This is a genomic window from Mucilaginibacter sp. (assembly GCF_965277465.1).
Lineage (GTDB): Bacteria > Bacteroidota > Bacteroidia > Sphingobacteriales > Sphingobacteriaceae > Mucilaginibacter.
Genome location: NZ_CBDICW010000002.1, coordinates 2,282,314 through 2,297,145, shown reverse-complemented (window position 1 = coordinate 2,297,145; position 14,832 = coordinate 2,282,314). Strand labels below are relative to the sequence as shown.

Sequence of the window (14,832 nt, the reverse complement as noted above, 5' to 3'; positions counted from 1 at the left end):
GGAAGAACATTAAATTATTTCACCGAATTGATTTTTTTTTAAAATATGAAGCAACGCTTGAATGTATTTTTTGCCATAGGAAAGTTTTTTATTCAATACTTTACAGTTTCCGTGACCTCGCTGTTGGAAACAAATAAGCATATGGATCTAAATATATTTTTGATTCACGATTTTGATTCCGATCTTTTACTAGAAATTCTGGCATTCACCAAAAAAAAATATGACGTTGAGATACAACTTATATATCAAGACAGTAAAATTTTTGATAGTTATAGAATCGCGGATCATGTATCACTTAATACATATTTAAGACTCTTATTGGCAGATATAATTCCGAAAGATATAGACAATGGTCTATTTCTCGATTCCGATACTATAATCACCGGGCCGCTAACAGAACTTGCTTCGTTCAATTTTAGCACTACAACTGCATCTGATGATATGGGTTGCAAATATCTCGCAGCAGTAAGAGAAATTCCTGAACAAAATGAAAGCAATAGCAAAAGAATTACTGAACTTGGCTTTCATACTAACAGTTATTTTAACGCGGGAGTACTTTTAGTCAATCTGAAAAATTGGCGAACGGATAATATCTCCGCTAAACTTATTGAAATGGCATCTTCTTATATGGATGATCTTGTTTTTTGGGATCAGGATGTTTTGAATATGTTTTTTCTCAACAAATGGGATGAATTAGATTCAAAATTTAATGCACTGAATATGATTTGGAAAAGAAAAAAACCACCCTTAATTATACATTTCGCGGGATCTTCCAAGCCCTGGAATTATCTTAATAGGCATCCTTATAAATCATTTTATTTCAAATATTTGCTATTAACCCCTTATAAAAATATTAAATACACCGATTTTTCATATTCTAAAATACCTTATAAATATTACCGGGATTTAAGGCATTTTGTCAATTATTACCGACAAAGCTGTTTAGGGAATATTAATAAAAAAGTTTACCACGATTGATATGAATAAGCGAATTAACGTATTTTTCAGTATAGATGAAAATTATATTCAGCATTTTACTGTGGCAGTGACTTCCTTATTGGAAAATAATTGCGACATTTTGTTTGACATATATGTAATACACAATATACGCCATTTACAGAATATAGAACGGGTCTCGCATTTTTTATTAGATACCTACAACGTTGAGCTAAAATTAATAAATATTGCAAATGTCGATTTTTCAAGGTTTACTACGAACGATAATTATACTAGTGCAACTTATTTTAGACTTTTTCTGCCTGATATTATTCCCGCCAGTGTTAACGGCGGATTGTTTTTAGATTCAGATATCGTGGTCACTGGTTCCATAAAGAATTTGATAGACATTGAGATTGCTGATCATTACATTTTTGCAGCTAGCGAAGCATTTGTAGCCCATAATACAATCAGATTAAATAAGCTGGGATTTAATTTGAAAGATTATTTCAATGCGGGGGTAATGCTTATTAATCTCCAGGCTTGGCGACAGGGAAAATTGACAGAAAAGTTTCTCCAAATCGCCGATGAGTATATGCAGAAATTTGAGTGGTATGATCAGGATATCTTAAATGTCTTCTTCGCCAACAATTGGGGGCATTTTGACCGTAAATTTAATGCAGTACACCTTCAGAATGAGCAGCCCGAGATACCTGTAATTGTACACTTTGCCAGTTTTTCAAAGCCTTGGCATTATGTAGATACTCATCCATATAAGTATTTGTATTTAATGTACTTGCGCTTAACTCCATTTAGAAAAAGCAAACCAACCGGTTTCTCAATAATGAATTTTATTTTAAAGAATGGTCGCTTATTTAAACGGCGGCTGCGCAAAGCAGGAATTATTAAATAAATGAAGAATATTCAAATTAATATTAAAATTAGAAAATGGTTTCTGCAATAATTCTGTCCTACAATAGGTGTGAAGATGTTTTATTCACTATTAACATATTAAAAACCTATCGTAAAACTGTACCGTTTGAAGTCGAAATTGTTGTTGTCGATAATGCCTCTATCGATGATACATCCGCCCAAATCCGGCAGCTCCATCCTGACGTAACATTGGTGACTAAAAAAGTAAATAATGGAATAGCAGGTTGGAATGAAGGGTTTAAAATTGCTAAGCATAAATATTTTTTAGTACTTGATGATGACAGTCATATCCATGCTGGTCTGGCTGAAGGCATTGTTTTCATGGAAGCAAATACACAAATTGGGATTTTAGCTTTCGAAACCGTCGACATTAATCTAAAGATGGATGTCTTTTTGAAAGATGATGACGCATGGAAAGATGGTGACAGCATTACGGGCTTTATCGGTTGTGGTGCTGTGATAAGAAAACAACTATATGATCAAATAGGAGGTTATGCGGACTGGATTTACCTTTATACACATGAATTTGAATATGGCATAAGGTGCCTCGCCGCAGGTTATTTAATTCAATTTTTTAGTAAAGGAATTGTTGTACACAGAGTTAGTAAAGTCAACAGATTATCGAAAAATATGCGTGTTTACGCAACCCGAAATGAGCTCGAGATTATAAACAAATATTTTACGAAGCATAAAACCATGTACCTCTTCCGTACCTTTTTTAACAATTTAAAATTTGTCAAGCGGGAGGGTTTTAAATCAGGGTTTTATATATTAAAAGGTGCTTACCAATTTTTAATTTTGCGTAACAAAATACCACTTTCACCTGTTAGTATAGAGGTTCAGGAATTCTACGCCAGGAATTTTTGGTCCACAAAGCCGTTTTTTCAGTTTTTGAAAACCCGTTTCAATAAATTCAGCAAAAAATTAAAAGCTTAGAATGAGTGAACAGAAATACGATTATTTAGTAGTTGGAAGCGGATTGTTTGGAGCCGTGTTCGCATACGAAGCTACCAAAAGAGGAAGAAAATGCTTGGTAATTGACAAAAGAAACCATGCTGGAGGAAATGTTTCTTGCGAGAATATTGAGGGTATAAATGTGCATAAGTACGGGGCCCATATATTTCATACTAACGATAAGGTCATATGGGATTATGTAAATTCATTTGTTGAATTTAACAGGTATACCAATAGCCCGGTTGCTAACTACAAGGGCGAGTTGTTCAACTTGCCATTCAATATGAATACTTTTTACCAACTATGGAAAGTGAAAACACCTGCGGAGGCAAAAGCCAAAATACAATCACAAATAGATAAGATGAACCTCGGTGAACCGGCTAATCTCGAGGAACAGGCCTTATCACTTGTTGGAACCGATATCTACGAAAAGTTGATAAAAGGCTATACCGAAAAGCAATGGGGAAGGCCGGCCACTGAACTGCCCGCATTCATAATAAAGCGCCTGCCTTTCAGGTTTACTTTTGACAATAACTATTTTAATGACAAGTATCAGGGGATTCCAATAGGCGGGTATAATAAACTAATTGATGGATTGCTGGCTGGTATTGATTTACAACTGAATAACGATTATTTCGACGAAAGGGGTAGGTGGGATTCACTGGCAAAACAAGTAGTTTTTACGGGCAAAATCGATCAATTTTACGATTACAGATACGGGCAATTAGAGTACCGGAGTCTGAGATTTGAGCATGAGTTACTCGATGTACAAAATTATCAGGGAAATGCGGTTATTAACTATACAGAGCGCGAAATTCCCTATACACGCATTTTAGAGCACAAACATTTCGAATTTGGGACGCAACCTAAAACAGTCATAACAAAAGAATACTCGCAGGAATGGACATATGAACAGGAACCATATTATCCTATTAATGATGTTAAAAACTCTGGGATTTTTAGCGAATACCAAAGATTGTCTCAAAAAGAGCAGAATATCATTTTTGGTGGCAGACTTGCAGAGTACAGGTATTACGACATGCATCAAATTGTTGCTTCTGCTTTAAAGAAAGTTTCTGTCCACTTTGGAGAAGACAATTTGGGTTTGGGAAATAATAATTGATAAATGTGAAGACTGCTATGCCACTTGTTTCAATAGTTATGTGTACTTACAATGGAGAGAAGTACCTTAGCGAGCAGTTGGATTCTATTTTAAATCAGACCTATAAAAATCTTGAATTAATAATAGTTGATGATGTTTCTAATGACTCCACCGTAAAAATAATTAAGGAATGGATGAAGAAAGATAACCGGATCATATTTTATGAAAATAAGAGTAATCTCGGGTATAATCAGAACTTCGAAAAAGCTATAACTTTTGCAAATGGAGAATATATTTCTTTGTCGGACCAAGATGATATCTGGTTTTCGGACAAAATAGAACGATTGTTAAATAAATTTGATAGGGCTGATGTCGTATTAACACATGCCAGGTCCGTTAATTTCATTGACGGAGAATTGCATTATCCAAAGGGTAAACTATTACCTCCGTTCACAGGTAACGATCCTAAAAAGCTTTTTTATGACAACCAAATAAGTGGCCATAAAATCATGTTTAAGAAATCCCTTTTGGAAAAGATCAGTCCAATCCCCCCCAATATGTTTTATGATTGGTGGATTGGTGTGCTGGCAACTTGTAACGGTTCTATTAACGCAGATGACGGATATTTGGTAAAATACAGAATACATGGTGCCAACAATCACATTAACGTAGGAAAAAAAGTGAGAGCCAAGCATATAGATCACATCACCGCTTGGAAGTATTTTTTGCAAATTAAAGAAATGAAAGAAGATGATAAACGCTTTCTTTCTGAGATGATTTTAGTGTTTCAAGAACACCGTGCGCATAAAAAAGTTATCGACCTAAAATTATTTTTGTTTTTATACAAGAATCGGAAAGTAATTTTTGCTAATAGAAGAAAACTGGCTAATGATTTTTTTAATTTAAAATTTATCTCCTATTATCTGATAACAAAATTTAAATAAAAATTGTTATCAGGGGGAATGATCACTCATTGCTATAATATTAACCTTTATATATTTAAAAGTTTCAACTTATAGAAATATTAATATGGACTATCTGAATAAAAAAATTGATCTAAAAAGGCTTGCGACAGAAAGGAAGCTGGAATATCAGAATGCGGAGCCTTTTTCTAATATTGTCTTTCACGATTTTTTCAATCCTGAAATGCTGGATGCGGTATTGGCCGAGTTTCCTGATCTTTCCTTAACCAAGAACATTGAAAAATTTGATGATTATAATCAGAAAAAATTAGCAACTAAGGGGGAAGCTAGTTTTGGTGAGGTTACTAAACTATTGGTTCATTACTTGAATTCTGAGCCCTTTTTAGAATTCATACAGGAGTTAACTGGCATAAAGGAGAAACTTATTTCCGATCCTTATTTTGAGGGGGGGGGGTACCATGAGATTAAACCGGGTGGCGTACTTAAGGTTCACACGGATTTCAGTACCAGTCTGCTTACTAATCTTGATAGAAGAATTAATCTTCTGGTTTATTTGAATAAAGACTGGGAAGATAGCTTTGGCGGACATTTTGAACTTTGGAGAAAAGATATGAGCCAATGTGAAAAAAAAATACTGCCTGTTTTTAACACCGTTGCAATATTCTCAACCATTCCTTTATCAAACCATGGCCACCCTAATCCGCTGACTTGCCCGCCTGATCGAAGCCGGAAATCTCTTGCATTATATTATTATAGCAACGGTAGACCTCAAAATGAGATTAGTAATGATACCCTTACTACTTTTAAAGGTCGGAAGGGTGTAGTTGCCGATGTTAAAGAAAGAAGTACACGTGAAATTATCCGTGACTTTATCCCTCCGATACTACTTAGAGCTTTTAAAAAAACTAAGACCAGAACTCAGCTATAAACAACAATAACAATTTTAAAGTTTATAACTATTAACTGAAAGACCATAGATGAACTACCGAGTTGTTGCTATAATTGTTACATTCAACCGACTTAATTTATTGCAGGAAGCTATTGATCTCATTAAAAGTCAAACTTTCTCTGTAGAACAAATTATCGTTATTAATAATAGCAGTACAGATGGCACCGCTGAATGGTTGAGTCAACAACCAAATCTTAATATTATAGAACAAGAGAACAGCGGAGGCTCCGGTGGTTTTTATACGGGTATTAAACAAGCTGTATTATCTGGTTTTGATTGGGCATGGGTAATGGATGACGATACGATCTGCAGGCCCGATGCCTTAGAAATGTTGGTGAATAAATTACCCTTAATGGACAACCCAGTAGGGTTCTTAAGTAGCAAATGCATTTGGACGGATGGTACACCGCATCTAATGAATATACCTGCAATAACTCCATCATTTAATAATAGTATTCCATTCAATACTTATGACGAAAACCACATGTTATTGGTAGAGAATAGTTCATTTGTTTCCGTTTTAATTAATGTAAAGGCAGTCAAGCAGCTCGGGTTACCTTACAAGGAATTTTTTATCTGGGGTGATGACCAGGAATATACCAGGCGAATTACCAAGGCTGGCTACCTGGGAATTTATTGTACTGATAGTGTAGTAGTGCATAAAACACCTTCTAATTATTTTCCTGATTTTTATAGAGACAATGTTAATAATCTTTGGAAACACAGTTATGGATTCAGAAATGAATTTTTCATGGTCAAAAGATCTAAAGGTTTCCTTTATTATATCTTTTGGATGTTGGGTAAGCTAGGTTATACTTCATATAAGTTATTGCGGATCAGGAAGGATAATCAATTAAAATTTATTGGCGTGTTGCTCAATTCTGGTTGGAAATCAATTGGCTTCAATCCAAAAATCGACAAAGTATAAACTTACAATTAATTACCTATAATGACGAAATATCAGTTTTGCATCCGGTTTCAAAACACCACTGTAAATTCAGCGGCTACCAAAGCAGTTGAAGATTGTAATAAAATATTTTCAGAATTAGGATATATTGATTATACGATAATTGTATGGGACAACGAGAATAAATTTAAATACTATTTACTGTTAATAAAAGAGCTTATCTTTTTTTTTAAATCAATACAAAAAGGGTCAATTATAGTTATACAATATCCACTATTGAGCATCAATAACGTTTTTCGCTATTTTATAAAAATAGCAAAGCTTAAAAGGATTAAAATCTTTTGTATCATCCATGATCTTGAAGCTTTAAGATCGGGGGGCAATAATAATGAGGCAAACAGGTTAGAAATTAAAAATCTTAATTACTTTGATGAAGTGATTGTTCATAATCCTGCAATGTTGGGTTGGATGCAGCAACATGGTTTCAAAAAGAAGGCGATTTCACTTGAAATATTTGATTACTTATCTGATCATCCCATTAATGAATGCGAAGCGAAATATTCTAATTCTATACTTTTCGCGGGAAATCTTCGTAAAAGTACGTTTATTTATAACGTAGCGGATATTAAAGGCTGGATTTTCAATGTATTTGGCCCTTTTTTCAACTTAGAACGGAGTCATCTCATTGATAACTTAGTATGGTTGGGAGAATACAGCCCTGCCGAAATAACCACGAAATTGACCGGCGGTTTTGGGTTGATATGGGATGGTGAAACGGTAAATAGTTGTGATGATAAACTTGGGAATTACCTGAAATATAATAATCCGCATAAATTTTCTTTATACCTAGCAGCTGGCATTCCCGTAGTTGCACCGGCAAGTTCCGCTCTAAGCGTTGTAATCAAAAAATATGGAATTGGCTTCCTTGTTGAGAATCTCAAGGAACTTGAAAAATTTGAATTTTCTACAGATCAATATGAAGAAATGAGAAAAAATGTATTGGTCTTACGCGAAAAAGTCATCAATGGTTATTTCTTAAAGGCTGCTATTAGTAAAGTAGAACTTGATTTGATATGAATAAAATTTTATATGTATTTGGTGGCGAAAAAGCTCAGGGCGCGGAAATTGTTTTAGAACGAATGATGGCATTCAATGTGAATCTCGTAGACGCTCATCTATTTATATCCCCTGGCAGATTTGCCAGCGACATTATTGCTTCCGGGAAAAGTTATAAAATATCGTTGTTGAAAGCGTTAAAAAAACTAAACAGGAGTAAAAATGGTCGTCTAAAATCATTATTCAATGCAATGAGTAATTACATCTTTTTATCGTATCAAGTCCACCGCTATTTGAAAATTAATGATATAAAAATAATTCATGCCAATACAATAATGCCTGCATCATATTTGATCCCGGTGATTGCCTATTCCAGGATATTTTATCGGTCACGGAAATGGATTTGGAGTGATCATGATATTACTTATTATTCACGTTTTGAGCACCAATTATCAAAAATTTGCGCAAAAGTCTATGATTTTACATTAGCAGTCTCTAAACCTGTTAAGAAAAAGTACCGAGAAAATCCAAAAGTTTTCGTTCTTTACAATGGATTGGACATTTCCTTGTTCAAAGCCGATCCTGCTAAGCGCGCTGATTTTAGAGAATTTCATGGTCTCCCTGAAAATTGTTTGATTTTAGGTATGCCTGCAGTTGTTCATGAACGCAAAGGGCAGCTTAAACTCATCGAATGCTTTAAGGTTATAGCGAAACCATCTTTAAATGTAATTCTGTTATTTGCAGGAGGTTTTGAAGAAGCGACGCCAGATTACTCAGAAGCGTTTTTTACAGCAATCGCGGAGAATGCTCAAATCAGGCACATCGGCTTTATAAACGATATGGTTAGTTTTTACAATGGCTGCGACATTATAATCAGCAATAGTAATTTAAAGGATAGCGAACCTTTAGGAACAACAATTTATGAAGCTATGGCATGCGAAAAAATAGTGGTTGCGTCTGCAACCGGCGGCACACCTGAGATAATTAATAACCAGATCGATGGATTTTTATTTACTCCGGATAGTTCACCCGCACTTGTCCAAACTTTGAAAGCTGTGATTGATGATTTTAATTCACTGGATTATGTTAGGAAAGCTGCCAGAAAAAAGGTTAAAGTGAAATTCAACGTTCAGATAATGGCAAAAACATATAATGAGCTAATTTTTGGTAATTTAATTTAAATCTAACCTATTGGACAGTTTTTTAATATTCGTAGCACTTACATTGTTTAGCTTTTCTGGTTATATTGTATGGCCAAGCAGATATAACGTCGTTACACATGGTATGGTGGCAGGTGGCTTTATTTCAATAATCGTACCTGCATTGATTCTTGGCGTTCCCGATAACTATCCGCCTGCAATAGTCGATTTATATACCAAGGTCCTCGTTCTGGGCATTCTTTTTTTCCTTCCGGCTCTGATCATAGGATTCGTAATAGGCAGACGATTGCCAACTCAGTTTTCTTTTGATATTATGACAAGGGAAGCCTACGAAGAAAGAGCTATAAAAGTTACGAAAATCTTTATGGTAATTGGGGTGGCCGGTTTGATTGCCAGTTATATAGGCATGGGTTTTATGCCTATGTTTGCCGCTGAGCCAATTGCGGCAAAACTGTTCAGAGGTCAATACCAGGAGCCTTATCTTCGAGTTGCTATCCTTTTCAGAATTTCCTTCTTTTTAATAAGTACCATTACGCCAATCGCCTGTATAATCTGGTATAAAAAGCGATCGAAGTTGTTTTTATTTCTAACTAGTCTGGGATTGTTTCTGATGATCGCCTCCTTGGAACGAAGTGGTGCATTTGGTGGGGTTGTATTTGCTTTCATTATTGTAATGTCATTTAAAAGCAGAGCCCATTTTGTCGTTTTGATGGTGATACTAATTGGCATATTCGTTCTTAGTTCATTTTTTTACTACATCGTAGGTGTCAGGCATTTTGAAGGCAACGAAAATGTATGGGAAGTTATAGGAAGAAGTGCGCCGGATATTGATGATCAAATGCAATTTATGGTCAAATTTGATCAAAAACCTGTTTGGACTTATGGCCGAACAATGTATGGCGGATTGATTCCTGGACATTATGAATGGAATCCGTCAGTTTATACGCTGGGAATTATCGCACCGGGACGTGATGTCAATGACGTTGGATCTGGAGGGTTACGTTTGCCACTTCCATTGTGGGGTTATGTTTCCTTTCAATGGTTGGGGGTTATATTATTCTCTTTTTTTACTGGGCTTTTAACCGGTGTTTTTATCGGTATATTAAAGAGTTGGGTGTTGAAATATGATTCGATAATTATTCGTGCGACAGCAATTATCGCCTTTGGCGCTGTGGCAACTCCAATAGTTGGGTTTACATTAATGAATATGTTTGCTATCCCACCCGCTTTAATTATGCTTTTTTATCTTTATCGTATCTCCTGGAAGTAATTTTTAGACATGAGTAAAATTATTTATTTAAATGGCAGATTTTTAACGCAACCTATAACGGGGGTGCAGAGAGTGGCTTTTGAACTTGTATTAGCGCTCGATGAACTTTTGGAAGAAGGAAGTATCCCTAAAAATGAACAGACCTTCTTTTTGATTTATTCCGGCAAACTGGTTAACTCAATTAGCTTAAAGCATATCAAGCTGTTGAAGAAAGGTTTTTTGCAAGGTAATCTTTGGGAACAAATTGAATTGCCTATGTACACCTATGGCTGTTTACTGCTAAGTTTTTGCACTATTTCTTGCTTGATAAAACGAAAGCAAATAGTTTTTATTCATGATGCTTCTGTTTTTGTAAATCCTTCTTTCTTTACACCTGTTTTTCGAATCTGGTATAAGTTTGCGCTGATTTGGCTCAGCAAGACCGCAAGGTGTATTATTACAGTTTCCGAATTTTCAAAGAATGAACTGGTTAAACACGCCGGATTTAAACGACATGCCATTAAAGTTATTTATAATGCCGGGGAACACATTTTAAAAAACGTTGAACCGGATTTTCATTTCAAAACAAAAATCAGTAACCTTAAGCCTTACTGTTTAGCAGTAAGTAGCCTGAGTTTAAACAAGAATTTTAACGGCTTAAGTGAGGCAATCGTAAAAAGTGATTTTAAAAAGTATAACATGCTGATTGCAGGCGGCACAATGTCAACTTTAAAAGTCGTGGATTCTAGCGATAATGTCACTTATCTGGGATACGTAAGCGACGCCGAATTAAAATTTCTGTATTGCAACGCTGCCCTTTTTATTTTTCCCTCTTTTTACGAGGGATTCGGTATCCCACCGATTGAAGCTATGTTATCCGGTTGCCCGGTAATGGCTTCTGCTACATCGTCGCTACCAGAAATTCTAGGAAATGCGTGTTATTATTTTGACCCAAACGACACGACCGAAATAGCTGAAATTATAACCAGATTACTGGAAAATGACAATGAAAGGACGAAGTTAAGAGAGATAGGTTACATTCAGGCTGAAAAATACAATTGGAAAAAAAGTGCTTTAGAACTATATAACATTTCAATATCCTACTGGTAAATATGGAAACTTTGCAACCCGCTGGTAAACGCGATTATCTAATTGATAACCTTAAATTTATTTTAATCGTGCTTGTTGTTATTGGCCATTTTTATGGTGCTTACATGGATCAAAATCGGTTTTTCAAGGTGTTGACTACCTGTATTTATTTTTTTCATATGCCGCTTTTTGTATTTATCTCAGGCTGTTTTTCAAAGCCAGAGAACGATTCTAACTCCTATAAACTTACATCGGCAATTTTATTACCCTATATCTTTTTTTGTCTAATGTGGGATTTAAAGGAGGCAGTACATTTTAAAACATTTAGCTTCAACATTTTCAACCCGCCCTATCATTTATGGTATTTACTGTGTTTATTTTTGTGGAAATTAAGTATACCTATTATCAATAGAATAAAATATCCATTTATTGCATCACTTGCAATTTCAGTTTTAATTGGCTTAAACGCAACAATTGGTTATAGTGCCGTTTTATCCAGGGCTTTCGGATTACTTCCTTTTTTTGTATTGGGAGTCATTTGTCCCTTAAGCCGTATCCATACCATACACCAAAAGAAATTCTTAATGCCTTTTGGTATTTTGATAATATTAATAGGCGCTTATTGCATTCTTTATCTTAACAATATAAATTTCAGAACCTTATTATGGGATGAATCTTATCATTCAGAAGGCTTTTCTAACTTGAAAGGTGCTCTTAATAGGATAGGCCTATTCTTTTCAGTAGTGTTAATAGGAATATCTTTCATTATACTTACACCATCTAAAAAAGTGTTTTTCACATCAGCTGGTTCACGGACTTTGCCTATATATATATTTCATGGTTTTTTCTTTCCAACATTTTTAGCTCATTTTTCTAAATGGAACCTGAATATTGTTGACAATTTTGTAATTATAGCATTTCCAATCGCTCTTATTTATCTTTTATCCTTAACAGCATTTGAAAAATTTTACAAAAAAATTGAATTTTTTCTAAGTAGGCTTTTTTTAATTAAAAAAAATACGCCTCTTAAATAAAAAAAAACATCTTTTTCTGCCAAAATAGAATAGATAATTTAATATTTATCCAATTATGATAAAACTTTTCACGTTAAAACAATCATATCCGTAAAGCGTATATTATTATAAATAACGTGCGAATGACTAACTTTATATACTTTCTTGCAATATTGTCAATTGTCACCTGGGGTATTTGTTATTTCGTTTTATCTAAAGGGCCACTGATACATTTGTTTTTACTTTTCGGATTAGTTTCATTGACGGTAGGCATATTAAGGCATGGTTATTAATATTAATTAGATTTTCATTAAACTAATTATATAATCGATCAAATTCTATCTCTAAAGTTCTTTTAACGATGTGGAATTACTATCAGCAATGTTTTTGGGAGGAGCTTCATCAAAATGTTTGCAATAAAAGTATTAGATTCTATTCCATTTTGCGATTTTATTTTGATGTAGAAAATTCATTTTATCGTCTTAATTCTAGGATAAAAATATGAGGTATGATACAGAAAAAGCCCGGCTTAACGGGCTTTAAAACTATTTTCGCATAATTTTTAGGTCATTAAATAACTGACCGTCCCCGAATAATACCAATTATAATGGCAATAATTGCTATGACAAGCAAGATATGGATTAGCCCGCCAACTGAATAAACAAATGCTCCAATGGCCCAGCCAATGATGAGGATAACTGCTAAAATGTAAAGTAATGAGTTCATGAGTGTTGTTTTAATTTATTTTATAAGTATAATTTAGCATTTTTGTTTCAAATCTTTCAAAATCGTTTTGTTAATTTTAATTTTAATAGGAAAAGTTTGATTGGATTCCACATATCCTAAATTTATTCCTCAAAATTTAGATTTCGACGCTCATTTTCAGGAGGGTAGGTGAGAATAGACAAGGACATGCCGGGAATTCCCACCAGATCAATTCTCCAATATTAGCCGCGAGCATGGTGATAAAGGCTTCAAATACGAACCTTTTAATCTACTTTTAAAGTGAGTAGTTCATTATTATCAATTAAGTGATTAAATGCCACTGTAATTGTATTGTATACGGCGCTTGTTTGTGAAACGTTTAAAATGCTGCTTTTGAAAAAATTGTAAAGCGATTTTAATGCTCTTATGTTAAAAAACTTTTAATGTTATCCACATACAATTCTTGTCAATTATAAAAATTATGGAGACACCGTATTGATAAATTCCTATGACCTATTTTGTTATTCATTTGTCTCTTTCCGTGACTATCTTTCGAAGTTTTGAACCATGTAGTTTTTTACTTTTCTATAAAATATTCAGGATGAGTTAAGTATGCATCTATGATTGATTTGTCGTCAGGACCTTTGCAGCTTATATAATAAACACCGTAGGTGGAAACTATTTTAAAAAAATGGTATAAGACAGAACCTTCCCCTAATTCCCTCCCACGTTTTTTAACCCTTATTTCTTTTAATAATAGTCTAACTATTGCTGAGCCCACACAGCACTTGTCTGTGTTCTTTACATTAGCAATGATTTTAAATTGTATAAATATTTTAGTGAGATCTTCATTCACAATCCCTAAGCCATTATCTTAAATAATATAATTTACATCCTTGCGACAATTTCCTCAGCTATTATGAATAATTGCCTGGTTTGAATTTGACTTTTACGGCTTTACCAAAAAATAATTCTTTTAAGTTATACTTAGCCTTCCATTTATGAGGCGTATTGTAAAGGCTCTATGATTAAGTACATAAATAAACTCTTCTTTGATTTTATATATAGTCAAATCCAAAGGTCCGAACAAAATTTCTGTCCATTTCAAATGCGTTACGGTCACATATCCATCAGGCCATTAGAGTTTGTAATGACCAGCAAAGCTACTTTTTGTAAGAACTCCTTCAGGTCGAAAGGCTTTTTTATATAGTCATTCACTTCGCCAAGTTCTGCATATTTATAAAGCATAGGGCTGGCTGACATAAGTAATTGTGGAATATGTTTCGTTTTTAAATTCGATCGTAGCATAATACAAATAATATGTCCGCCGATCGTTGGAAGTCTTTCGTCGATGATAAAAAGATCCGGTTCAGAAAGTATTAAATCTTCCATTGTAGGAAATCTGTCGAAAACGGAAACAAAATAACCCTTATTTTCCAGAATAGTACTTATGGTCAAGGCCAGGTTTGCGTCGTCTTCTATAATACAGATGTGCTTAGTCATGTAAGATTTCTATTTAACCCTCAACGTCGAAATTTAAAAATTGTTGACGGCAATCATCGTGCTAACTTATTTGGTTATAATTCTCAAGCTCAGCTAAAATTATTATCAATATGGCTTTCCAAAAAATCAATAAATATAACTTACTTATCGACGAGGTATCTTTAGAAATAAAAATGAATCCTGTCTATTCGTCGGGTCTTATTTTGACTCAGTAGACCTGCATTTGAAATCTATTTTAGCTAACTAGCGATATACATTTCTGAATTTTTTGCCGGTACTACGCTGCCCATTTCAAGAATTCAGGTGGAACGCCATTATAATCTTTGCTTTCAGCTCTACACCCAAATTCCTGT

Annotated in this window: 15 protein-coding genes; 12 read left to right on the top strand and 3 right to left on the bottom strand. The window is 34.3% G+C overall.

The genetic code is table 11. The features are described from left to right. The first annotated feature begins 45 nt into the window (after nt 1-45). From ACQY4U_RS22425 to ACQY4U_RS22370, 12 genes are all read left to right on the top strand, one after another. Nucleotides 46-978, top strand: a complete 933-nt coding sequence (locus ACQY4U_RS22425; RefSeq protein ID WP_428331696.1) for a glycosyltransferase family 8 protein — start codon at nt 46-48, stop codon at nt 976-978. A gap of 1 nt (nt 979) precedes the next feature. Beyond that, nucleotides 980-1,849: a glycosyltransferase family 8 protein gene (locus ACQY4U_RS22420; protein ID WP_428331695.1), complete on the top strand. Its 870-nt coding sequence runs from the start codon at nt 980-982 to the stop codon at nt 1,847-1,849. 35 nt (nt 1,850-1,884) lie between these two features. Next, nucleotides 1,885-2,805: a glycosyltransferase family 2 protein gene (locus tag ACQY4U_RS22415; protein WP_428331694.1), complete on the top strand. Its 921-nt coding sequence runs from the start codon at nt 1,885-1,887 to the stop codon at nt 2,803-2,805. A 1-nt stretch (nt 2,806) separates the two neighbouring features. Further along, nucleotides 2,807-3,946: a UDP-galactopyranose mutase gene (glf, locus tag ACQY4U_RS22410; protein ID WP_428331693.1), complete on the top strand. Its 1,140-nt coding sequence runs from the start codon at nt 2,807-2,809 to the stop codon at nt 3,944-3,946. A gap of 5 nt (nt 3,947-3,951) precedes the next feature. Beyond that, nucleotides 3,952-4,869 carry a glycosyltransferase family 2 protein gene (locus ACQY4U_RS22405; RefSeq protein ID WP_428331692.1) on the top strand — a complete coding sequence of 306 codons (918 nt, stop codon included), beginning with the start codon at nt 3,952-3,954 and terminating at the stop codon, nt 4,867-4,869. Between the two features lie 85 nt (nt 4,870-4,954). Beyond that, complete coding sequence (locus ACQY4U_RS22400) at nt 4,955-5,776, top strand: 2OG-Fe(II) oxygenase (RefSeq protein ID WP_428331691.1); 822 nt, start codon at nt 4,955-4,957, stop codon at nt 5,774-5,776. Between the two features lie 49 nt (nt 5,777-5,825). Next, entirely contained in the window at nt 5,826-6,725 is a 900-nt protein-coding gene (locus ACQY4U_RS22395) for a glycosyltransferase family 2 protein (RefSeq protein WP_428331690.1), read from the top strand. A gap of 21 nt (nt 6,726-6,746) precedes the next feature. Next, the gene (locus ACQY4U_RS22390; RefSeq protein ID WP_428331689.1) at nt 6,747-7,781 is read left to right on the top strand and encodes a hypothetical protein; all 1,035 of its coding nucleotides are present in this window, start codon (nt 6,747-6,749) and stop codon (nt 7,779-7,781) included. Next, a complete protein-coding gene (locus tag ACQY4U_RS22385; RefSeq protein ID WP_428331688.1) occupies nt 7,778-8,941 on the top strand; it encodes a glycosyltransferase family 4 protein in 1,164 nt (387 codons plus the stop codon). Before ACQY4U_RS22390 ends, ACQY4U_RS22385 begins: the two co-directional genes overlap by 4 nt. Before the next feature lie 10 nt (nt 8,942-8,951). Continuing rightward, nucleotides 8,952-10,190 (top strand): hypothetical protein, encoded by a 1,239-nt coding sequence (locus ACQY4U_RS22380; protein ID WP_428331687.1) that lies wholly within the window; start codon nt 8,952-8,954, stop codon nt 10,188-10,190. A gap of 9 nt (nt 10,191-10,199) precedes the next feature. After that, a complete protein-coding gene (locus ACQY4U_RS22375; RefSeq protein ID WP_428331686.1) occupies nt 10,200-11,279 on the top strand; it encodes a glycosyltransferase family 4 protein in 1,080 nt (359 codons plus the stop codon). Nucleotides 11,280-11,281: 2 nt separating this feature from the next. Beyond that, nucleotides 11,282-12,292, top strand: coding sequence for an acyltransferase family protein (locus tag ACQY4U_RS22370; RefSeq protein ID WP_428331685.1), 1,011 nt, complete (start codon nt 11,282-11,284; stop codon nt 12,290-12,292). Nucleotides 12,293-12,841: 549 nt separating this feature from the next. Here ACQY4U_RS22370 and ACQY4U_RS22365 read toward each other — a convergent pair. The 3 genes from ACQY4U_RS22365 to ACQY4U_RS22355 form a co-directional block, all read right to left on the bottom strand. Beyond that, entirely contained in the window at nt 12,842-12,997 is a 156-nt protein-coding gene (locus ACQY4U_RS22365) for a lmo0937 family membrane protein (protein WP_428331684.1), read from the bottom strand. Between the two features lie 556 nt (nt 12,998-13,553). Continuing rightward, the gene (locus tag ACQY4U_RS22360; RefSeq protein ID WP_428331683.1) at nt 13,554-13,832 is read right to left on the bottom strand and encodes a hypothetical protein; all 279 of its coding nucleotides are present in this window, start codon (nt 13,830-13,832) and stop codon (nt 13,554-13,556) included. Between the two features lie 263 nt (nt 13,833-14,095). Then, the gene (locus tag ACQY4U_RS22355) at nt 14,096-14,479 is read right to left on the bottom strand and encodes a response regulator (protein WP_428331682.1); all 384 of its coding nucleotides are present in this window, start codon (nt 14,477-14,479) and stop codon (nt 14,096-14,098) included. Nucleotides 14,480-14,832: the final 353 nt, after the last annotated feature.

What these genes read in the sequence shown, in the direction of transcription:
- ACQY4U_RS22385 (WP_428331688.1), top strand. Translation starts at nt 7,778, where the DNA reads ATGAATAAAATTTTATATGTATTTGGTGGCGAAAAAGCTCAGGGCGCG.
- ACQY4U_RS22425 (WP_428331696.1), top strand. Translation starts at nt 46, where the DNA reads ATGAAGCAACGCTTGAATGTATTTTTTGCCATAGGAAAGTTTTTTATT.
- glf (WP_428331693.1), top strand. Translation starts at nt 2,807, where the DNA reads ATGAGTGAACAGAAATACGATTATTTAGTAGTTGGAAGCGGATTGTTT.
- ACQY4U_RS22375 (WP_428331686.1), top strand. Translation starts at nt 10,200, where the DNA reads ATGAGTAAAATTATTTATTTAAATGGCAGATTTTTAACGCAACCTATA.
- ACQY4U_RS22365 (WP_428331684.1), bottom strand. Translation starts at nt 12,997, where the DNA reads ATGAACTCATTACTTTACATTTTAGCAGTTATCCTCATCATTGGCTGG.
- ACQY4U_RS22415 (WP_428331694.1), top strand. Translation starts at nt 1,885, where the DNA reads ATGGTTTCTGCAATAATTCTGTCCTACAATAGGTGTGAAGATGTTTTA.
- ACQY4U_RS22400 (WP_428331691.1), top strand. Translation starts at nt 4,955, where the DNA reads ATGGACTATCTGAATAAAAAAATTGATCTAAAAAGGCTTGCGACAGAA.
- ACQY4U_RS22390 (WP_428331689.1), top strand. Translation starts at nt 6,747, where the DNA reads ATGACGAAATATCAGTTTTGCATCCGGTTTCAAAACACCACTGTAAAT.
- ACQY4U_RS22420 (WP_428331695.1), top strand. Translation starts at nt 980, where the DNA reads ATGAATAAGCGAATTAACGTATTTTTCAGTATAGATGAAAATTATATT.
- ACQY4U_RS22370 (WP_428331685.1), top strand. Translation starts at nt 11,282, where the DNA reads ATGGAAACTTTGCAACCCGCTGGTAAACGCGATTATCTAATTGATAAC.
- ACQY4U_RS22395 (WP_428331690.1), top strand. Translation starts at nt 5,826, where the DNA reads ATGAACTACCGAGTTGTTGCTATAATTGTTACATTCAACCGACTTAAT.
- ACQY4U_RS22355 (WP_428331682.1), bottom strand. Translation starts at nt 14,479, where the DNA reads ATGACTAAGCACATCTGTATTATAGAAGACGACGCAAACCTGGCCTTG.